The sequence below is a fragment of the Peribacillus sp. R9-11 genome, from assembly GCF_031345095.1.
Classification (GTDB): domain Bacteria; phylum Bacillota; class Bacilli; order Bacillales; family DSM-1321; genus Peribacillus; species Peribacillus butanolivorans.
Window position 1 is genome coordinate 4430378 of record NZ_CP133763.1, and the last position, 21307, is coordinate 4451684.

General features: G+C 38.1%; 24 protein-coding genes and 2 riboswitches. Of the genes, 17 read left to right on the forward strand and 7 right to left on the reverse strand.

Going from position 1 to position 21307, the window contains the following annotated elements:
* Positions 1-131: 131 nt before the first annotated feature.
* The 5 genes from RE409_RS21530 (at position 132) to RE409_RS21550 (ending at position 3554) form a co-directional block, all read left to right on the forward strand.
* Positions 132-431: a hypothetical protein gene (locus RE409_RS21530; RefSeq protein ID WP_201223329.1), complete on the forward strand. Its 300-nt coding sequence runs from the start codon at positions 132-134 to the stop codon at positions 429-431.
* 47 nt (positions 432-478) lie between these two features.
* Positions 479-1627: a CAP domain-containing protein gene (locus RE409_RS21535; RefSeq protein WP_309558031.1), complete on the forward strand. Its 1149-nt coding sequence runs from the start codon at positions 479-481 to the stop codon at positions 1625-1627.
* 222 nt (positions 1628-1849) lie between these two features.
* Positions 1850-2446, forward strand: coding sequence for a TetR/AcrR family transcriptional regulator (locus RE409_RS21540; protein WP_201223325.1), 597 nt, complete (start codon positions 1850-1852; stop codon positions 2444-2446).
* Positions 2447-2503: 57 nt separating this feature from the next.
* A complete protein-coding gene (locus RE409_RS21545; RefSeq protein ID WP_201186317.1) occupies positions 2504-2674 on the forward strand; it encodes an anti-repressor SinI family protein in 171 nt (56 codons plus the stop codon).
* A 175-nt stretch (positions 2675-2849) separates the two neighbouring features.
* Positions 2850-3554 (forward strand): DUF421 domain-containing protein, encoded by a 705-nt coding sequence (locus RE409_RS21550; RefSeq protein WP_053347402.1) that lies wholly within the window; start codon positions 2850-2852, stop codon positions 3552-3554.
* Between the two features lie 178 nt (positions 3555-3732).
* Here the strand turns inward: RE409_RS21550 and RE409_RS21555 are convergent, their stop codons facing one another.
* Positions 3733-4473, reverse strand: coding sequence for an alpha/beta hydrolase (locus RE409_RS21555; RefSeq protein WP_053347403.1), 741 nt, complete (start codon positions 4471-4473; stop codon positions 3733-3735).
* A 288-nt stretch (positions 4474-4761) separates the two neighbouring features.
* Between RE409_RS21555 and RE409_RS21560 the strand changes: the two genes are divergently transcribed.
* The 3 genes from RE409_RS21560 to RE409_RS21570 are packed head-to-tail and all read left to right on the forward strand — an operon-like array spanning position 4762 to position 7010.
* Complete coding sequence (locus RE409_RS21560) at positions 4762-5103, forward strand: PadR family transcriptional regulator (RefSeq protein ID WP_242486929.1); 342 nt, start codon at positions 4762-4764, stop codon at positions 5101-5103.
* Entirely contained in the window at positions 5103-5966 is an 864-nt protein-coding gene (locus tag RE409_RS21565; RefSeq protein ID WP_309558032.1) for a permease prefix domain 1-containing protein, read from the forward strand. The genes RE409_RS21560 and RE409_RS21565 overlap by 1 nt, the downstream gene beginning before the upstream one ends.
* 12 nt (positions 5967-5978) lie before the next feature.
* A complete protein-coding gene (locus RE409_RS21570; RefSeq protein ID WP_201186320.1) occupies positions 5979-7010 on the forward strand; it encodes a TolB-like translocation protein in 1032 nt (343 codons plus the stop codon).
* 532 nt (positions 7011-7542) lie between these two features.
* Here the strand turns inward: RE409_RS21570 and RE409_RS21575 are convergent.
* Positions 7543-7698: a hypothetical protein gene (locus RE409_RS21575; protein WP_201186322.1), complete on the reverse strand. Its 156-nt coding sequence runs from the start codon at positions 7696-7698 to the stop codon at positions 7543-7545.
* A gap of 22 nt (positions 7699-7720) precedes the next feature.
* Entirely contained in the window at positions 7721-8263 is a 543-nt protein-coding gene (locus tag RE409_RS21580) for a VUT family protein (protein WP_053347407.1), read from the reverse strand.
* Positions 8264-8314: 51 nt separating this feature from the next.
* A riboswitch (PreQ1 riboswitch) is annotated at positions 8315-8357 on the reverse strand.
* Between the two features lie 261 nt (positions 8358-8618).
* Here RE409_RS21580 and RE409_RS21585 point away from each other — a divergent pair.
* On the forward strand, positions 8619-9188 hold the full coding sequence (locus RE409_RS21585) for a TetR/AcrR family transcriptional regulator (protein WP_201186324.1): 570 nt from the start codon (positions 8619-8621) through the stop codon (positions 9186-9188).
* A gap of 51 nt (positions 9189-9239) precedes the next feature.
* The gene (locus RE409_RS21590) at positions 9240-9587 is read left to right on the forward strand and encodes a DUF4260 domain-containing protein (RefSeq protein ID WP_201186326.1); all 348 of its coding nucleotides are present in this window, start codon (positions 9240-9242) and stop codon (positions 9585-9587) included.
* Between the two features lie 81 nt (positions 9588-9668).
* Here RE409_RS21590 and queE read toward each other — a convergent pair whose 3' ends face one another.
* Genes queE through queC form a run of 3 tightly spaced genes read right to left on the reverse strand, consistent with a single transcriptional unit; the run spans position 9669 to position 11522 of the window.
* Positions 9669-10397, reverse strand: coding sequence for a 7-carboxy-7-deazaguanine synthase QueE (gene queE, locus RE409_RS21595; RefSeq protein ID WP_309559301.1), 729 nt, complete (start codon positions 10395-10397; stop codon positions 9669-9671).
* Positions 10390-10860, reverse strand: coding sequence for a 6-carboxytetrahydropterin synthase QueD (gene queD, locus RE409_RS21600; RefSeq protein WP_053347411.1), 471 nt, complete (start codon positions 10858-10860; stop codon positions 10390-10392). Before queD ends, queE begins: the two co-directional genes overlap by 8 nt.
* Complete coding sequence (gene queC / locus RE409_RS21605) at positions 10860-11522, reverse strand: 7-cyano-7-deazaguanine synthase QueC (RefSeq protein ID WP_056521783.1); 663 nt, start codon at positions 11520-11522, stop codon at positions 10860-10862. The genes queD and queC overlap by 1 nt, the downstream gene beginning before the upstream one ends.
* 58 nt (positions 11523-11580) lie before the next feature.
* Positions 11581-11623: riboswitch (PreQ1 riboswitch) on the reverse strand.
* Between the two features lie 197 nt (positions 11624-11820).
* Here queC and RE409_RS21610 point away from each other — a divergent pair.
* The 7 genes from RE409_RS21610 (at position 11821) to RE409_RS21640 (ending at position 19863) form a co-directional block, all read left to right on the forward strand.
* Entirely contained in the window at positions 11821-13500 is a 1680-nt protein-coding gene (locus tag RE409_RS21610) for a methyl-accepting chemotaxis protein (RefSeq protein WP_201186328.1), read from the forward strand.
* Positions 13501-14014: 514 nt separating this feature from the next.
* Positions 14015-14230, forward strand: coding sequence for a hypothetical protein (locus tag RE409_RS21615; RefSeq protein WP_201186330.1), 216 nt, complete (start codon positions 14015-14017; stop codon positions 14228-14230).
* 792 nt (positions 14231-15022) lie between these two features.
* Positions 15023-16204 carry a poly-gamma-glutamate synthase PgsB gene (pgsB, locus tag RE409_RS21620; RefSeq protein ID WP_201223318.1) on the forward strand — a complete coding sequence of 394 codons (1182 nt, stop codon included), beginning with the start codon at positions 15023-15025 and terminating at the stop codon, positions 16202-16204.
* Positions 16205-16219: 15 nt separating this feature from the next.
* On the forward strand, positions 16220-16669 hold the full coding sequence (gene pgsC / locus RE409_RS21625) for a poly-gamma-glutamate biosynthesis protein PgsC (RefSeq protein WP_053347415.1): 450 nt from the start codon (positions 16220-16222) through the stop codon (positions 16667-16669).
* A gap of 10 nt (positions 16670-16679) precedes the next feature.
* Complete coding sequence (locus RE409_RS21630) at positions 16680-17975, forward strand: CapA family protein (protein WP_201186334.1); 1296 nt, start codon at positions 16680-16682, stop codon at positions 17973-17975.
* 81 nt (positions 17976-18056) lie between these two features.
* Positions 18057-19643, forward strand: a complete 1587-nt coding sequence (locus RE409_RS21635) for a gamma-glutamyltransferase family protein (protein WP_309558033.1) — start codon at positions 18057-18059, stop codon at positions 19641-19643.
* A gap of 70 nt (positions 19644-19713) precedes the next feature.
* Positions 19714-19863: a CapE family protein gene (locus RE409_RS21640; protein WP_157443839.1), complete on the forward strand. Its 150-nt coding sequence runs from the start codon at positions 19714-19716 to the stop codon at positions 19861-19863.
* Positions 19864-19918: 55 nt separating this feature from the next.
* On the opposite strand, the gene RE409_RS21645 is transcribed toward RE409_RS21640, so the two are convergent.
* A protein-coding gene (locus RE409_RS21645; RefSeq protein ID WP_201221481.1) for an IS3 family transposase occupies positions 19919-21252 on the reverse strand; the annotation gives its coding sequence in 2 pieces (ribosomal slippage) (positions 19919-20880 and positions 20880-21252; 1335 coding nt in all).
* Positions 21253-21307: the final 55 nt, after the last annotated feature.

The window sequence follows — 21307 nt, forward strand, 5'->3', positions numbered from 1 at the left end:
TGGATTGCCATTTTTCCATGGTCATGAGATTGCATAACATGCTTTTATTAGTTCTTTTTCTTTTGGTATAATAGCATGATCGTATTAAAACCAAATCAATTAAAAGTCATAAATAAACTTATGGAGGAAATATGAGGGTCATTTTAGAGTTGATACGTATTTTATTAATATTAGGATTAGGCGGAGCGATTATTTCCACCGTACTAATCGCCATATATACAAGCATAGGCGTTAACATGGATCAGTATGGCTGGCTAGGTTCTATTGCGATACTTTTTTTATTATTTGTTTGGTATAGAAACAAGTTGCAGTTCAGTGGATGGTACACTGGAAATGGGAGAGAAAAGCTGCCCAAAAAGGTCTCACTGTCACTGATCCTGTGTTCACTCTTATTGTTAGTTTCACCACCCCTTTTAAGCTTATCTATTTAACCAACAATAAACAGGAGAATAGTTCCTGAATTTCAAATAGAGCAGGAGTGAACGATTTGCGGAAACTGTTTAATATTGTTGTTCTCTTACTCCTACTCGGTGGATTTTGGTACGGTTATGGTAATGACATTCAGGAGTCTGGGTTTAAGGCCGGGGTTAGATCCTTTGCATCCGATGTTCGCTCCCTTATAAACGGACCAGAGGTTTCGACTGCCCTGGACAAGCTGAATACCGGAGTCAACTACCTGATAGGCGAGCTAACAGAAACGTTGGATAACGCTTCTAAAGAAGAACAACCTGAAACGGAACAAGTGAAAAAACCAACATTGGAAGCTCCCGCTGAGGCCTCCTTTTCAGTCCGTAATATCGAAATTGGCGACACTAAGGCTGCTGTTGAAAAACTGGCTGGTGTAGCAAAGCGGCAAACCCGGAATGAATATGGCGTAGACTGGTTCGCTTATCACGAAAATTATCAAAATTTCTTCATGGTTGCCTACGATACTGACGATAAAGTTGTTGGATTATATACGAACCAAGATTTAATCTCCTCAAAACAAGGAATTAAACGCGGCACGCCTAAAGAAGCAGTGACTGAAAAATTAGGAGATCCTGTAACAAAACTCCTTAAAGGAAACGTCTATTACCAGATTCGAAGCGATGGCGAATACGATATGTTTGAAATGGATAAGAGCTATGTGACTATCTTCTATGACAAACATGAGAAAAATACAGTTGCATCAATCCAAATTATCGACGCAAAATTGGAAAAACAAAAGAGTGCCTATTTTGCAGAAGCCAGTCCGGAGTTAAAGAACGGCTTTGAATATCAACTATTTGACCTGACTAATGCATCAAGGGTTAACCATGATCTCTCGGTCCTTTCTTGGGATAAACAAGTGAAAGTGACCGCTCAGGATCACAGTGCCGATATGGCAGTGAATCATTACTTCAACCATAATAACCTTGAAGGAGAATCCCCCTTTGACCGAATGGAAGATGACAAAATCACTTTTCGAATGGCTGGGGAAAACCTCGCAGCCGGTCAGAACAGCAGTATCTTTGCTCATGAAGGGTTAATGAACTCCATCGGACACAGGGAAAATAAATTACAAAAAGATTTTGAATCTCTCGGAGTCGGCGTCGCCTTTGAAGATAATGCAAAACCGTATTATACAGAAAATTATTTAACGAAGTAATATCAAAAAGCCGTTTCTGGAGAAATCCCGCACGGCCTTTTTTGATTCTATCCTCCTGATTTTAAAAGAATCTCAACACCGTCCTAGAGTTATCTTCTTTACATTATAGTTGCTTTTTATTTTTATAATATTCAGTTTATTTTTCTTGACTGGAACTTTAACACTATAAGATAATACTTAAGAGTAATATAATGACAAATTAAACTTTGGGGTAACGGATTTATGATGAAAAGAGGTAGAAAAAAGGGTGCCAACGGTGAACAGAGTCGAGCTTTACTACTCTTCATCGCGGCAGATGAGTTTGCTCGGAAGGGTTATTTTGAAACAAAAGTTAGTACAATCGTTCATAGAGCAAATTTAAGTCAGCCTACTTTTTATCTGTATTTTGAAAGTAAAGAGGCCATTTTTAAGGAGTTAGTTAAGAAATTCCGATATGAATTATTTAATCTTACTATACAGAGCCGGCTTGAAACTGGGCTTGATTTAAACGCTATTCCCCTCAAAATCACCCAAGGATTAGCCGCGATATTTCGTTTCTTTGCTGAAAATCAAAGTTTAACTCGAATTGGTTTTTTTCTCTCTCAAGAGGCTGAAGAAATAAAGAAGCAGTTAGCTGCACAAATAAAAGAAAACCTGATTTATGAACAACAAAATGGCTATTTCCATCCAGATGCTAACATGTTGATTATAGCTGAAAGCTTGGTCGGAATTATTGAACGTTTAACCATAACTCAAATTTTTGAAGAAAACATTCAGCCTGAAATATTAGCGAATGAAATTGTACACCTTTTGTTGGACGGATTGTTAGTTAAGACCTAATAATTCATTTTACTTTTCTAACTATTATTTAAAATATAGTTGATAGGGAGTATTATTATGAATTCTATAAAGCAATCGCAGCAGGAACCGCTCGAAAGAATGTGGATTGCGCTTATCATTGAAGCGAAACAAAGCGGAATAACAAAAGAACAGGTCAGAAAATTTATTAGACAGCATCAAATGAATAATGCTTTCGAAACAGATTTACAGCCGCAAATGGAAGATTAGTTTGTAGGAATAATAATTTCAAAGCGAATAAAAGATGGACTCCATATGGAAGTCCATCTTTTATCTGAAAATCTAATTAATTTGTACTTCATCTATATTATTTTCTTGTGATAATCATTGGTCAAAAGCTCCATACTAAACCTTAAACCCCATTAAAAAAAGGATGTGAGTTTAGATGGACTTTTTTCACGGCCAAGAAGCACTTACTATAATTCAGTGGATCTTAAGGGCCATTGTGTCTTACTTCTTTTTACTATTTGCAGCTAAAATAATGGGGCAACGAGCTATTTCTCAGTTAAGATTACTTGATTTTTTAATAGCATTAATTATTGGAAACATCCTTGCCCATCCTTTATCTGATGAACAGTTAGGTTTAAAGGGACCATTGATAACGACAGCCGTATTAGTACTTTTATATATTTTTTGCGTTTTTTTGAGCCTAAAGTGGGGAAAACTTCGAAGTTTTTTTGAAAACTCTCCTTTTCCCCTTATAGAAAATGGGCAAATTGTTTATAAAAGCTTAGCCAAAGCAAGAATCTCTATCGATTTTTTATTATCTGAATTAAGAAAAGAAAAAATTGAAGATATTCAAAAAGTTGCGCTTGCATTATGGGAACCAGATGGTACAATTTCATTTTTTTTAAACCCTCAATATGAAGCCGTAACCCCTGCCGATTTAGAACTAGTAACAAAAACCTTTTCTTTTCCTAGAACGATTATTAAAGAGGGAAAAATTGATTTTAGTGAATTAACCCGCATTGGTAAAGACGAAGAATGGCTTAAAAACCGAATAAAAACTGCATACAGTGAGGACGTATATGATATTTTATTAGCAACCATTGATAATAACGATACAGTGAAAATCTTTTTATACAAATAGATTTTGAAGCTAAACCATATAAAGTAAGTCCTCTTAGCTATGCCTCTATTTAATACGATTTACTTTTACTTAAGGAAGAGAGTAGTTTTATACCCTGAATGTTAAAGGCCATCAAATTGGTGGCCTTCTTAGGACAAGATTACCCCTGTTTATACATAGAGAAAACTTCCCTCTGCTTCTACCAAAGTAGTGTATTTAAGAACTTATACACATCCTCATAAACCTGCTCACGTTCTTTGCCTAATGTGATTATATGGCCAGAGTTTTCGTACCATATCAAGTGTTTATGCTGCGTATCGACTTCACTGAAAATCGCTGTAGCACTGTTCGTATAATCGGGATCATCCAAGCGCCCTTGTAGAACAAGAGTTGGTGATGTGATTAAATCTAAATTTTCACCAGTCTCATTTATTATATTCACCACATCTTTCAGTTGAGTCATAGGCTCTTCTTCCAACAGCTTCACTTCGGCAGCAATTTGGTCTGCATCTTTGCCTTCAAACTTCTTATAAGCCTGTGCATAATTGAGCAAGCGGTTTTTTTGTCGATCGATACTTTTTCCTTGCGTCGGAGCACACATTGAAACCACCCCTATCACAGGAAGTTCAATTCCTACTTTTAATGAGAACACTCCTCCTAAAGAAATTCCTACAACAGCAATTTCCTCGTAGCCTTCATCTTTAAGGAATTGATAACCATCCACTACGTCTTTCCACCATTCCTTTGGACCTGTTTTAGCAAGTTCCTCGGCTGATACTCCGTGCCCTCTATAAAGAGGCCCGTGACAGGTATAGTCGCGATCATTCAGGTATTTCCCTAATTTTTTCATATCTCCTGTACTTCCGGTAAACCCGTGAAGTAAAAGAACAGCTCTATTTCCACCTCTGTATGTGAATGACTCAGGTGCTTTCACTTTCATCTATCTAGGACCTTCTTTCTGCTCTTGTTGATAAATAGAATCTAAATGATTTTCAAAAAAAAATCAATTAATACCCCTTGAGTGGGATTTCTTCTATCCTATTCCGTATTTTCATTAAAACAGTTAAATCAAGTATATAGTATCCTTACCACACTCTTTACAACTCATCCGTTCAGAAGCACATTTTACTATGATTGATTTTATTTAGCAATCGTCATTTAACCATTTTTTTTTAAAAAAGTAAAATATACCTTGTAATACGATGTACATCGTATTACACTAAAGCAAATGAAAAAAGAAGGTGATTTTTTGGATAAAGAATTGATGAAGGGAAGTATTGACCTCCTCCTGCTTTCACTTCTTTCACAAAAAGAGCTGTATGGCTATGAAATGACGAAGATTCTAAGGCAAATGAGCGAGGGGCAATACGAAATCAGTGAAGGCACCCTATATCCGGCTCTTAAGCGTTTAGAAAGAAAGGAATTTATAGAAGGGTATTGGAAAGAGTCCGAGTCCGGACGCAGGAAATATTATCGTATCACAGACAGCGGCCAAACCGAGCTTGAACGTAAACGCAGCAGCTTTACCTTCCTTGAAAATTTAGTTCGGAAAAGCGCAGAGGATTTCTGATGAAAACAACATTTGAAAAGTATGTAAAAAAAATAGTCAACCAAACCGATTGTACCAAGGAAGAAAAAGAAGATATGTTTGAAGAACTGCTTCTCCATCTGGAGTTGAGCCGGGATGATTTAATAAAGCAGGGGAAGACCCCAAAAGAAGCCGAGAAAATGGCATTAATCCTTTTTGGCGACGAATGGGAAATCGGCAGTCAAATTCAGCAGGCCATTTTTCCATACCGAAAAGAGCTTATGCTGACTTTATCCATCGTTTCAATTCTTTTTACGTTTTCGGTGTATGCGCTGCAACTATTCCAAGAAGGAGATGCTTACATCGGCTGGCTTCTTTTTTCGATACTGACTAGTGCAACTTTACTCTCACTTACACTTAACCTCCTAGTCTCTATCAACCGGAAAATCATGGTCAACACCGTGTTAGTGACCCATGCCCTTGTCTATATATATGGATGGGGAATTGCGTCCGCCCTTGACTTTACATTATTTCCTTTATTCAGCCTGATTATGGCAGCGATTCTCCTACTATCCCTTTACCTCATTTACAAAACAGCCTTGGTTCTTCCAGGATATAGTGGAAAGAATTTAAAAAAAGTAAAACTTCTGCACATTTCCAATATTACACTCGGCATCTTTATTTTGTCAGTTACCTTATTTTTCTTATATGCTTTTTTAATCTTCTCAAGTGAAGTCCAGCCGTTTATGCTATTATTTTTCATCCCGACTGTCTTATGGATTTCGTTATATATCCTACAGATTAAACTGTTAAAAAAGCATCCTACGGCATCAAATATATGTGCTGTTCTACAGGTATTACTTGTTCTAGCAATTATTTTTACGATGATGATACTCTACCGTTAAGGAGTCCTTCAAATGAAAAAGAAGCACATCTATCTCATTCTGATCACGCTTGCGATTGTGACTGTCTTGTTTGTCATCGCCGGCTTGATCTTTAAAAAAGAAGAAAATGAAAAGCAGCAGGGCTTAACCAATCAATACGACGTATCCACTCAGGGTACAATTGCATACGTCACACACTTTAAGGGAAAACCACAATTAAAACTCTATAATCCAACATTATCCGTTGAAGAAAAAGTCCTTGAATTGAGCAACGATGAACAAATCCTCGACCCGACTTATTCCTACGATGGAAATATGCTTGCCTTTATTGTAGCTAAAAAAAACCAAGAAGAAGATTCAACTAGTTCCATTCAGCTTCTTGATATGAAATCACAGAAAATCAGTGAATTATTCAAAGCAGACTTCCTGATCACAGAACTCGATTTCACAAAAAGCGGCCGCTCTCTCTTTTATATTGGAGCCGGTTCGTTTAAAAACTATTCGCCGATCACGGGTCCCCGCCCTCACGATCTCGATATTTATGAATTTGATATAGAAAAAAAGGAGTCCACCCAGCTGACCTCTTTTAAGAAATATGGTCTTAGTTCCCTAAATGTCACCACAGATGGAAAAGCCGCTTATTATCAAACCGATGATGATGCGGATGCTAAAACGGCTGATGAGATTTTCGAAACGCATCAACGGATTTTCAAAGTGAAATTTGACCAAACAGGTATCGAAACCGTTACAGACTCTAAACGTGATGTCGATATTTTTGATTTCACAATTACCCCGGATGAAAAAACGATGATTTTCCAGTCCATCTCCAACGAGCAATCAGGTAGTACCTATATTTATGAGCTTTATAGCTATGACCTCAAAACCAAGACCGAAAAGCAGCTGACCCATCTTCAAGAATACACAGATCGCCCAGTCATCAGCAGCGATTCAAAAACGGTCTATTTTATGGTAGATAAGAAATTCGGCAAAAGCGATCCACAGTATCACCTATATAAAGTGGGGATTGATGGAGACAACCCGGAAGAAATTTTGTTACCTAATTAATAAAAAGGCTTCCGACACCAATTATTGACGGTGCCGGAAGCTTTTTTTATGGGGTTACTCGTGAATTTGGCTAATTTACTCGTGAGTTTTCACGATTTACTCGTAAGTTTTCACGATTTACTTGTAAGTTTGGCTAATTTACTCGTGAGTTTTCACGATTTACTTGTAAGTTTGGCTAATTTACTCGTGAGTTTCTGTTTTTCTCGTGAATTTTCACGATTTACTCGTGAATTTCTGATTTACTCGTGAATTTTCACGATTTACTCGTGAGTTTGGCTGATTTACTCGTAAGTTTTCACGATTTACTTGTAAGTTTGGCTAATTTACTCGTGAGTTTCTGTTTTTCTCGTGAATTTTCACGATTTACTCGTAAGTTTCTGGTTTACTCGTGAATTTTCACGATTTACTCGTGAATTTGGCTGATTTACTCGTGAATTTTCACGATTTACTCGCGAACCTATAATTCACACAAAAAAAAAGAACCAAATTTGGTCCTTCCTTCTCTACTTATACAGATCGTTTCCTATTTATATTAATGTTTACGTTTATCTTGATTGTCTATTCCCTTATGCTTCCGATAATTGGCGCAGGATAGCTTCATACAGTCTCCTTGGACATCCGGACCATATTTTTCACGAAAAGCTTCCAGGCAATAGCATCTATCTTCTTCCTTTTTGGGTCCATCCATTGAGTGCTTCCCTCCTACTATTTTAACCGGAGATAACGCGCTTCTCCAGTCTTACATTGATTCGGCCCAACAGCGCGGCACCGATTGACTGAATGACTGTTTTAACAATGATTTGGCCAAAAATCGCAGCGGGTACGGCTTCCCATGGCAGAACGTTGGCACCAAGTGGGCTAAGTCCAATCACAACAAATATCACCGAATCGAAAAATCCTCCGACAATCCCGCTGTAAAATACTCTCCAACTCATCGGAAGTTTTAACCGGGTATAAATTTCAGTATCAGCTGTTTCTGCCACCACGAACGATAGTGCGGAAGCAAACACAATTAAAAGGGTATCTCCTAATAAAAATGATACGCACGCTGATAATATTAGTGCCGTGACAATGCACACATACGTCTTCACTCTGCCAAATTTATTCTGAACTAGATCCCGAAAGATGAAGGTTCCCCCGATTAGTAATGTCCCCATCGGAATAATAAACACACCAAGCTGTAATGGTGCAAAAGCTGCTGTAACCACATTCGCGGTGACAATGGACACTAAATACAATATAATTCTTAACATTTCTTACATTCTCCTTATACAAAAAAAACAGCACCCTAAGAAAGAGTACTGTTCTTCTTAGTTTTTTTGAGAGGGTAGCTAGAACCTCTTCCGCATGAGCGGATTATCTTTTTCCTAATTTATCGTAGCTTGAAAACGAATGGAAATCAAGAAGTTTCCACATTACCTATTTCTAAAACGAATTCAGTAAATACTTTATTAATAATTAGACTTATGGCTGATGTTTCGAATTTTGTTACTACATATGTGGATTGGAGTAGCTCCTGTCAAATCATTTTATTCTAATATTTGACAATTGAAAAACAATGCTATATGATGTTATTAACCACTGGTCAATAAATATGGAGGTGATACTATGTCGCCAAGGAAATCAGAAGGAATAGAACTATCTAAGGAAATGGTATTGAATGAAGCCCGGAAACTTTTTGCATCCGTTGGGTATTCAAAAGTTTCAATGCGGCAATTAGCTAAAACATTAGATTGTAGTCATGGCGCCATTTATTATCATTTTAAAAATAAGGCCGAAATATTTTATAGTTTGGTAAAAACGGATTTTTCTCTATTGAATAATAAAATAGATGATATCATCCTAACTGAAAATAATGCTTCTCAAAAAATAGAGAAGATATTACTATGCTTTATAGAGTTTGGGTTAACCCAGCAAAATCATTATGCAATCATGTTTTTATCTAAAGAAAAAGAAATTCAACATTTACTTCAACTTGATTCTAATAAAACATATGAAAAACTAATCAGTTCTCTGACTGACCTTACAGAAAATAAACTAAACCCTGCATCAATATGGTCTATTTTCCTTTCGCTCCACGGCTTTATAACATTTTATATTAATACACAACTTTCATATCAAGATGTAAAAAGCTTAGCTAATTTTCACGTTAAAAATATTATGAAGAGTATTGTATAATTTTTTGCACATACATTGACCAATGGTTAATAAAGATTAGGAGGCTTAAATATGGTGAAAAAATTAATACATTCTGAAGGGCTTATAGTTCTTATAGCGATAATTTATATCTATTCAATAAATGAATTTAGCTGGTTGATTTTCCTTTTATTACTATTAACACCTGACATTTCTATGTTAGCCTATCTAATCAATAATCAAATTGGTGCCAAGGTTTATAACTTGTTTCATACTTATACAATATCAATACTCATCATTTTACTAGCTGTTTCTCTAAACCAGGATACAATTTTAATGGTAGGTTTAATTTGGACGGCTCATATTGGAATGGATCGTTTTTTAGGATATGGCCTTAAATACACAACGGCTTTCAAGGCTACACACATTCAGGAGGTATAATAGTGGTATTTAGTTTATTGTCCGCATAAAAAAAGCAGTGTGATTGATCTTGCGCATCACACTGCTTCTTACTCTCTTCCTTTACACTCCCCGCTTATTTCCCCATATATACGTATGCAGCTGCGGCAGCACTTTCACATTTCTAAGTTCATCATCAGCTATTACTTTATCAATTAGCTTTTCATATTTTTTCAAAAGTCCGCTAATCAGCTGCTGATCATTAGCCGTCCTGCTGTCATCATTGCCAACCTGCAAATAAAAAGGAATATCCGGGTACCGGAAATGTACGTTTTTCGCATACTGATAATCTTCATCATCAAAGATTACAACCTTCAACGAGACATGATTATCGGGATGTCGATTGGCAAGATTAGATATTATTCGATCAAGCACCTCAAAGTCCGTGTTCATCCTAGAACTCGGTGGCTTAGGTGAAATAGTCAGTTCATCAATATCGAGAAACCAATCCTGCCAACGGCTTCCCTGTGTTTCCACGCCGGTTTTCATTCCATTATCTTTTAAAATTGCTATCAAGCCATCTAGATTTTTCAGCAGTGCTGGATTTCCACCTGATATTGTAACGAAGGAAAAGCCCTCACCGCCAATTCGCTTCAGCTCATCCCATATATCTTCGGCAGTCATTTGAACTGTATCTTCCTTACCAGTCCCGTCCCAAGTAAACGCGGAATCACACCAGGCACAAGAATAATCGCATCCTGCCGTCCGAACAAACATGGTCTTTTGTCCGATGACCATGCCCTCCCCTTGTATTGTCGGGCCGAAGATTTCCATAACAGGCAGCTTACTCACTTTCCATCCACTCCCGTCTAGCTTCAGCATAACTCGTCGGCGTTTCATATAGACGAACAAATTCGACTCTAGCACCCTCATAATTCTTGGTTAAAAGGGCTTCGGCCATTTTTTCATAAATCCAGACAACCATATTTTCAGCTGTTGTATTCATGAGCGGCAATGTTTCATTCAAATAACGATGATCAAGGTGTATTTCAATCTCATTTTTCCAAATTTCTTTGATGTCACCAAAATCTATCATCAAACCGCGTGAATCCGTATATCCGCTCAATCCGAAAATGACCCTATACGTGTGGCCATGCAAGTTCTTGCATTTGCCTTCATAGTCATGAAGATGGTGCGCGGCATCAAAGGTGAATTCCTTGCTGACCATGACCCGCTTACTTGAGTAGTTTAATTGATTCCGCTGAATATCTTTATCTATTTTTTGAAGCTTATCCACGATAGTAAAACCGTACATTATTTAAGCACCTGCCGTCTGCTTACATAGTCATCCAACCCTTTTTTCCGAAGCTTACATGCCGGACACTCACCACAGCCGTCGGATATAATCCCGTTATAACAAGTCAGAGTCTTCTCACGGACGAAATCAAATGCGCCAAGCTGATCCGCAAGCTCCCATGTTTCCTCTTTATTCAGCCACATAAGCGGCGTATCAATCACAAATGACTGGTCCATCGACAAATTCAAGGTCACGTTCAACGATTTAATGAATACATCGCGACAGTCTGGATATCCGCTGAAATCCGTCTCGCAGACACCAGTGACAATATGCTTAGCCCCAATTTGGCTTGCCAATACACCGGCAAACGAAAGGAACAGCAAATTCCGCCCTGGTACAAACGTTGACGGCAGTTCCCCGTCTTCTCCGTCCTCTACTGCGATATCACTTCGCGTTAACGCATTCGGCGCTAGTTGGTTCAACAGCGACATATCCAGAATATGATGGGTAATGCCCAGTTCCTTAGCAATCTTTTGCGCGCATTCGATTTCCAAGCTGTGCCGCTGATTATAATCAAACGTAACCGCTTCTACTTTCTCAAATCGCTCCATTGCCCAGAACAAACACGTCGTACTATCCTGTCCCCCGCTAAACACAACCACTGCCTTTTCCTTCTTCATCATTTCTATAAAACTCCTTTTTACGGAAAAAAACAGCACCCTAAGAATAGAGTACTGTTTCTCCTTAGTTTTTTTGAGAGGGTAGCTAGAACCTCTTCCGCCTAGCGGAATATTATAATTTTCCAAATTAATAGTAACTTGAATATGAAAAGAAATCAAGAAGTTTATATCAAACTGATTATAAGACCGAATGGTAAAGTTTGTTATACAACATATCTTCCCTTACCTCCTTAAATATCCTATTATTTTTCCGATAAAAAAGGGTAAACAAAAAATATAGCAAAAGGGGTCCATTAACGTGAGAAGTATTAAAGGAAAGATATTGGTGGCATTTTCACTCATTATATCTTTGTGTATCATCTTAGGAGCATTTAATATCTATAGTAGCAATAAGTCACTTGTGCATTCCAAAGATATTATTAAACATGAATTACCGGTTCTTATTGATGAAGAACAACTACTCAATAATCTTGCACAAAGAAGCGCACTCGCGAGAGGCTATATTCTATTTGGCGACGAAAGTAATAAAGAGAGGTTCTTAAAATATACCGAAGAAAGCAAAGTCATTCAGGAGGATCTTTTATCCCTAAGTGATTCTGACAAAATGAAGGAATTGATTCAGAAAAGCGTGGATTGGAGAACGATTATTATTGACCGCGTATTTACACAATATGATCAAGGAAATGAAGAACGCGCTAAAGAAATACTAAAGGATGAAGTTGCACCAATAAGCAATGAATTGATGGATGGGTTTAGGGAGCTAGCTTCCGAACGCGAGAAATCAATTGTCGCTTCCGGAGAAATCGTCATCGCAAGTGGAGAATCAGTTAAAACGACTAGTATCATTATATCCATTGCCGCTGTCATCATAGGCCTTCTGCTTGCGCTTGTAACAGCCAATATTATTACAAAACCTCTCCTTAAAATTAGGGACAGAATGAAAGTAGTGGCGAAAGGTGAGCTGAACCATGAACCTTTAGAGCAAAAGTCAAATGATGAAATTGGAGAATTAACTCTGTCCTCCAACCAGATGCAGAAAAACCTTAGTGATACTATCGAAAAAATGCTAGTTGTATCTGAATCCGTTTCGAACCAAAGCGAAGACTTAACTCAATCAGCAAATGAGGTCCAACAAGGCAGCAGACAGATTGCGACTACCATGTTCGAGCTATCGGAAGGTTCAGAGTCTCAAGCCCACCGAGCAGCTGATATGGTCCATATGATGGAAGAGTTCACCAGAAAGATCCAGCAGGCCTATTCTTGCGGGGAAGAAGTTTCCCAAAGCTCCACCGAGATTCTATCCTTGACCAAGGAAGGAATCATATTAATGCGTAACTCGGTCCAACAAATGAAAATGATTGATGAGATTGTCAAAAATGCTGTCGAACAAGTGAAAGGACTTGACTCACAATCAAAGGAAATCTCACAGCTTGTACAGGTCATCAAGGATATTTCCAATCAAACCAATTTATTGGCCTTAAATGCGGCTATAGAAGCTGCACGAGCCGGCGAACATGGAAAGGGCTTCGCCGTCGTTGCAGAAGAAGTACGAAAACTCGCAGAAGAGGTCACACATTCAGTTGGGGATATCACAAATATTGTCACAGCTATCCAAACTGGTTCAAAAACCGTCGTCCACTCTTTAGAAGATGGATACACACAGGTAGATGCAGGTACGAGACAGATTACCCTCACCGGCCAAACATTTGAAACAATTAATAATTCAGTCGGGAACATGGGTACAAAAGTACAGCATATTACAAATGACTTAAACTATATCACTACCAATAGTATAAAAATCAATCAAGCTATCGAAGACATCGCAGCCGTGTCTGAAGAGTCTGCGGCAGGTATTGAACAAGTCTCCGCCTCCGCCCAGCAATCCAGCTCTTCGATGGATGAAATCACTAATCATGCCCGTGAGCTCGCCTCTGCTGCTGAGCAGCTAACTGACCAGGTTAAAAAGTTCCAATTATGATACTAGCAATTTCCTGCGTGTTGCACGCGGGAAATTGCTTTTTTTCTTTTCTTTTCCCACCTTCTATTTCCCTAATGTCTCTTTTATAGATTGTGTTTCGTTTTCGTTAATTTGGGGAATATATTACTAGACACATTAATAAAAAACAAATGGATTCAGGCACGTATCAAAAAACATTTTGATTTATTTTCAGAATATTTAGTGTATAATATATATAACTACAGGAATATTTTTTTACCACTAAAATTAATAGTATCATCTACTTCCACTCACCTACTTACTGGCAAGTTCCAGTATCAAACGCTCATGATCCAAGCATCCATTTCAACCAATTGCATAGGAACTTCTTCTCAAGAAGGTTCTTTAGTATTATTCTTTCAAGAGTGAATAAAACACAACCAAATAACTAATAAAACGTACTTTTCTCTCCATTATTGTAAAAAAGGGCTAAGTTTCACCAAACCTATGTTACTATTAAACTAAGACTTTTTTAACCCAAAAAGGAGGAATTCATATGAAACGTTTTTTCAAATTCATAGCAGAGTTTAACGAACGGAAAGCCCTAGAACGAGAAACGGACGAGTTCTTTCGCAAAGAATACGAAAATTATATGAAGATGAATTCTGAAAAACAAGGAAAAAAAGCGAGATTAGCTCCTAAGCTTTATGTTATTGATGGTGGTAAAAAGGACTCCAATCCTGAGATTTCTGACAGAAAGAAATCCAGTTAACCTTAATTAATCCAGAATCAGCTACTTTCGTCGTGGCTCCTTTCCCACAAATTACGAATACTCCATAACTAGCGGAGATTTCTTACCCATTCTATTATTCTAAAAAATACAAACGGAAAGCTCAGATATCCTTCTGAGCTTTTTTTCTTTTCATTCTTCTATTTACACTATATTAATAGAAGAAACTAGGCATTTTTCCAAAAAAATTTGCTTGAATTTAGTTTATTTCATTTCAAAGAAAGAAGTCACACTATAGCCCCATGGGTATTTCTCATCTAAAAAACCGAAAATCATAAAAAAAAGAGGGGTGTTCTTTTACTCATCTTTGTTCATATTCAAAAGAGTACAACTATTTGAGTCGATAGATGCAATCTCTTACATAGAATGACAAATGCATGATTATTGTTACGTAGAAGTCAAATAAATGGGTATAAACAATTATTAAACTGTAATAAACCTCACTTTCAGAAACAATTAATTATACAAATATAGCCATTAAGAATTGGGTTCAAATACTCACGAAACTATTTTTATGCTATTCAAAATGAGTATTTATTTACACTTTCCATATTTTAGTGTAAATAAACCAAGGTTTTACTGGATTTTCACCCATATCTTTGGTCTCATAAAACATTTAATCATTTAGATACTATTACACTTATATATACATTTATTTGTAAAATACAATAATAACTATATTGCGATAGAATTTTTGACCCTTGCTTCTTAAGTTTAAAATCATGTAGTGTGTATTCAGTAATTCAAATATTTGAAAAAAAGAGAGGTTAAAAAATGGCACCAATATTTATTTGTGCGATCTTTTTGCTTGGCTATGGCATTTTCGAACAAAAACGCCATCAGAAGCGTCTCGACTCCATCCCGGTACGTGTGAATGTGAATGGGATTCGAGGGAAATCGACTGTAACGCGTCTAATTACAGGTGTGATTCAGGAAGCTAAGTACAAAACAGTAGGTAAAACAACCGGAACATCAGCAAGAATGATCTATTGGTTTACGGACAAAGAAAAACCGATTAAACGCCGTCCAGAGGGACCGAATATTGGAGAGCAACGCCGTGTAGTTAAAGAAGTTGCCGATTTAGGAACAGAAGCACTAGTTTGTGAATGTATGGCTGTACAGCCTGACTATCAACTAATCTTCCAAAATAAAATGATTCAAGCCAACATCGGAGTTATCGTAAATGTACTAGAGGATCATATGGATGTCATGGGACCAACATTGGATGAGGTTGCACAAGCCTTTACAGCAACTATTCCCTATAATGGGCATTTAATAACCATCGAAAGTGAATATTTGGAATTTTTCAAACAAATTGCAAAGAAACGTAATTCGAAAGTAATTGTTGCTGATAATTCAAAAATTTCGGAAGACTTTTTACGCGAATTCGACTATATGGTATTCCCGGATAACGCATCCCTTGCTTTGGCCGTTGCAGAAGCATTGGGCATTGATGAAAAAACGGCTTTCCGTGGCATGTTAAATGCACATCCGGATCCAGGTGCCATGCGTATCACTAAATTCGGAGACCCAATTCAGCCAACGTTCTTTGTAAATGGCTTTGCCGCAAATGACGCTTCGTCGACGTTAAACATCTGGGAACGTGTAAGTACCTTTGGATACAGCACAGAAGCTCCTATCGTCATAATGAACTGCCGTGCTGACCGTGTGGACCGTACAGAGCAGTTTGCAAGAGATGTATTGCCTTACATTAAATCTGAAATCGTCATTGCCATTGGTGAAACTACATCACCGATAACCCGGGTATTTGAGCAAGGTAAATTAGATACAAAAGAGTATTGGGATTTAGAAAACTGGTCAACTGAAGAAATCGTAGCCCGTCTCCGCCCATTAATGAAAAACCGAATCGTATACGGTGTCGGTAACATTCATGGTGCAGCAGAACCATTAATTGAAGCATTTATGAAATCTAAAACGAAGCAAAAAGCGAGTTAAGTAGGAGGAACCTTAATGTTTGGATCGGATTTATATGTAGCCCTAGTACTAGGGGTAACGCTTAGCCTTATTTTTTCAGAAAAAACGGGTGTCGTACCCGCAGGACTTATTGTGCCAGGTTATTTGGCATTAGTATTTGATCAATGGGAAATCATGCTGGTCATCTTGATCATTAGTGTAGTAACTTATTTAATCGTCACTCACGGCCTTTCAAGATGGGTGATTTTATATGGAAGAAGAAAATTTGCAGCTATGATGGTAACCGGAATTTGTTTAAAGCTCCTATTAGATTTCGTCTACCCTGTCATGCCATTTGAAATTTTCGAGTTTCGAGGAATCGGTATAATCGTACCAGGTTTAATAGCGAATACCATTCAAAGACAAGGAATGCCATTAACACTTGGCAGCACACTTCTATTATCCGGTTTAACTTTCGGCTTAATGAACGTGTACTACCTATTCTGAGGTGCATAAAATGAAACGAACTTTAAATGCAAAAGAAAAAACACTTATCTTTATTAAACATACGAAGACAAAGAATCTTAAGTATGCTGGAATCATTCTCCCTATTTTACTAATAGCATTAGTCATTACCACTTGGATGGGACGGGCTGAAGAAGTGAACACAGTCGCTTCAAAATCGGATCAAACATTAACGATGACAATGGTCGGTGATGTGATGATGGGACGATATGTTGAAAAAGTGACAGATAAACACGGATATGATTACCTCTTCCGTTACATGAAGCCCTATTTTACTGCTTCAGATTATGTTAGCGGAAACTATGAACACCCTGCTTTAAAAGAAGATGTATCTAAATACAAAGAAGCAGACACAGCGATTCGATTAAACTCATATCAAAGTGGTGTAGAAGCTGTAAAAAATGCTGGCTTCTCTGTAATGACCTTAGCCAACAACCATATGATGGACTTTGAAGAACAAGGCCTGCTTGATACAATTGATGAATTCAAAAGTGTGGATATGGATTACGTCGGTGTTGGATCAAATACTACAGATGCTAAAGCAAGTATCAATTATTCAGATGTTAATGGCGTACGTGTGGCCACTCTTGGCTTCACCGATGTCTATGGCAAGGATGCAGTATCCAAAAATAATCAAGCTGGTTTATTAAACTCTAATCCGGATTTATTATTTGAAATGATTGGTAAAGCTAGAGATGCTAAGCAAGGAAACGCAGACTTAGTTGTGGTAAATATGCACTGGGGACAAGAATACTCTACATCTGCTACATCACGTCAAACAGAATTGGCTAAAGCAGTCATTGATGCTGGTGCGGACGTTATCATCGGTCATCACCCCCATGTCCTTCAATCGTTTGATGTATATAATGACGGAATAATCTTTTATAGTTTAGGAAACTTTGTATTTGACCAAGGTTGGACACGCACAAAAGATTCAGCCATGGTTCAATACCATTTAGCAGAAGACGGACAAGCTACCATTGATGTCGTTCCCCTCCAAATTGAGGAAGCAACACCAAGACCAGCTACCTCTTCGATTGACCAATCACGAGTTTACCGTCAGTTGACGAAGGAAACTAGTGAAAAAGTTCAATGGTCTAAAAAAGAGAATCATATTGAGATTACCATGAATCATAAGAAGGTAATCGACCATAAGACACAACGTGAACAAGAAGAAAAAGCAGCGCAAGAAAAGAAAGCTGCACAACAAAAAAAAGCTGAACAAGAAAAGAAAGCAGCGCAAGCAGAGAAAACTGCTGTACAACAAGATATCCAACCAATACAGTAAATAACTATAAACAAACACGTGAATAAGAATCTTATTAGAGACGCACAACTTAGATGCTCACCGAAAAGAGGGGATCAATTAGTGATTAATCGTATGACGAGGAAAGTACTTCTTTCCCTATGTTTGCTTATATATTTAGCAGGATGTTCGGAGCCATCCCCTCTTTCTGACACGAATAAACCGATAGACAGTAAGTCAGCCAATCAATCGTATGGAGTTAGTTCTTCCAGCCCTATCGCAATAGATGTTGGAATGGAGATTTTGGATAACGGCGGAACAGCTGCAGATGCCGCGATTGCCGTATCTTATGTATTAGGTGTAACTGAACCTTATGGATCAGGAATTGGTGGCGGCGGTGGTATGCTGATTGTACCCGAATCCGAAGATCCCAATTTTATCGATTATCGTGAAACGTCACCTGAAGACCCAAGTTCAAAACACAATACGGGTATTCCTGGCTTAGTAGCCGGCATGCAGGTTGTTCACGATAAGTATGGAAGCGTACCGATGGAAGATCTTCTTCAGCCGGCGATTGACCTGGCTGAAGAAGGATTTACAGTCAATGAAATGTTAACATCACGCTTAATCGCATCACAATCAAGGGTTTCTTCTGAAGAGACCCAAATATTTTATCCTGATGGTGATGCCATTAAACCAGGCAAAACTCTTACTCAAGAAAAGCTTGCTGAAACATTGAAACTGATACAGCAGAAAGGCCCTGACGGTTTTTATAAACAGGACATCGCACGCGATATAAAAAGAAAAACAGACATCGACTTGATGGATTTAAAGCACTATGAGGTGAAAGAACGGGAGCCGGTTCAAGGAACATTTGCTGGGTATGACATTTTGTCAGCCCCTCCTCCCTTTTCTGGAATTACAGTTCTTGAAATGTTAATGCTTGCTGAGAAAACAAACCTTGGTGATTCTTCCGGCAAATCAGATTACATGAAGGAGCTAGGGGCCATCACAAACACTGCCTATCAAGACCGAGTTACTCATACTGGGGATGGAATCAGTGCCTCTAAGGCTGAACAACTACTATCCCCCATTCACCTAAGCAACCTGAAAAATAAGATCCAAGAGGGAGAATGGAAAAATATAGAGTCTGGAGATTCCGAAGAACATGAAAGTACGACTCACTTTGTGATTATGGACAAATATGGTACTGTCGTTTCTGCAACAAATACGCTCAGTAACTTCTTCGGTTCAGGTGATTATACGAATGGTTTCTTCCTTAACGATCAATTGAAAAATTTCCGATCCGGTTTGAATTCTCAAGATGCGTATAAACGGTCAAGAACCTTTACAGCACCGACGGTTCTCAAAAAACAAGGGGAAGAAACGATTGGAATCGGTTCACCCGGTGGTGACAGAATACCTCAAGTACTGATGCAAGTCCTTTATTCATATACACAGAATGAAGGCTCATTTCAGGATATTATTGACCGCTATCGGTTTGTCTTTGATGGAAAGACCATCTATACGGAATCTCGGCTTTCAAATGAAATAATCTCATCATTAGAAGATTCAGGGTATAACGTCGTTCAAAAGGTTTCCCCCATGTATTATGGCGGAGTTCAAGTTCTAGTTAAAAACGAGAAGAACGGCCGGTTATCCGGAGCTGGAGATCAAAGAAGAAATGGTAGCTGGAAAGCACAGCAATAAAAAGAGCATCCGGCGTACCAGTTCATCTTTAAACATATAAATTTTTAAAGATCTATAAGGGGACGAGAATATGAATATTGTAAAAAAAGTAGCAGGCTGGGTTATCCCTGTTATTCTTATAGCAGGCCTGCTTGTAACCATGAATACGTTTAAACGGTCGGAAACATTAACACCGGATGAGCAAAAGAAAATAGAACAATATACTAATATCCAAGAATAAAAAAAGCCGGGATTTCTGAACTGTGCCCCATTTTACGGACAGTATAAAAAAGTGCCTAAGCGGCTAATAAGTGGTCCCGGTATTGTACCGGGGCCATTTTCTTTAGCCCCCATTGATAACGATGTTCATTATATTCTTCAATAACTCGATCAATTTCTTCCTTCACATCCGTTAAATTAGTACATGTTTTATATTCTGCCAAATCCTTAAAGTGGCCAAAGAAACTTTCCATTGGCGCATTATCCCAACAGTTTCCCTTGCGGGACATGGATTGGGTTATCCCAAGTTCCTTCACTTTGCGTTGAAATAGCGGATGGGTGTAATGGAACCCCTGGTCAGAATGAAGGATTGCACTCGGGTGGAACTCGTGACACACAGCCTGCTTTAGCTTATTTAAAGTCTCGTAAGCGATATCCATTTCTAATGAAGTAGATAAATGGTACGTAACGATTTCTTTTGTGGCGGCATCTTTTACGCAGGATAAATACGCTTTTTGGCCTTTCCCATAATAAAGATAGGTAATGTCAGTAAGCAGGACCTTCCCTGGCACCTCCTGATTGAATTCACGATTAAGGAGGTTTGGACAAGTAAGGTGCTCCTTGGTTGCCTTGGCCATCTTCCGATACGGGTTGGCCCTTCTGATTTTCGCTAGGAGATTATATTTTGTCATCAACCGTCTGATTTTCTTATGATTCATTACGGCCGAGTAGTCATTCTCCATAATCATTTTGATTTGGAGGGCGCCTACTTTTTCCTTTTTACTGATGAAGATATTTCTGATCAATTTTATGTCCAATTCATCCTGTTCTTCACGAAGCTCACGGTAAGGAGCTGCCTTTAACCAATCATAGTAGCCACTTCGACTTACACCAGCCAATTTGCATAGATAAGAAACAGCCTTCTTTAATTGGTGTATTCTGATCGTCCTTTCAATCAGATAGAACTTCTCAGCAGCAGTTAGAATCATTTCTTTTTCAGAGCCTGCCTTTCTAGCTCTTCCAGCTTTTTTAGGAAGTCATTTTCTGCTTCAAGGAATTTGATTCTCGCCTCGGCCTTCCTAAGTTGATCCTCTACAGACTGTGGCTTGGAAGTGGGGCGTCCTGTACTTCCTTTTCCACGGCGTTCCGTAAGGAAGCCTTCCTCACCAAACCTTTCAAAGGTACTACGCCAGCGCTGTAGACAACGTTTGGGTTGTTTCTTTCCAATTATTTCGAGATTAATTCCCTGGTCAATGAAAATTTGAGAGGGGGCTTTCCCCTTTTTATATTCCTTAACAGCTTTTGTCTTAAATTCAGGACTATAGGAAATAGATCGCTCGGAAGCACTAATGATATTTGGATTCTTTTCAAGTTCTTTAATCTGAAATTCAGTATATATATTCTTACTCATAGAAACCCTCCGTCCATACTCATTACATCTATTGAAACATAAAAAAACCCGGATA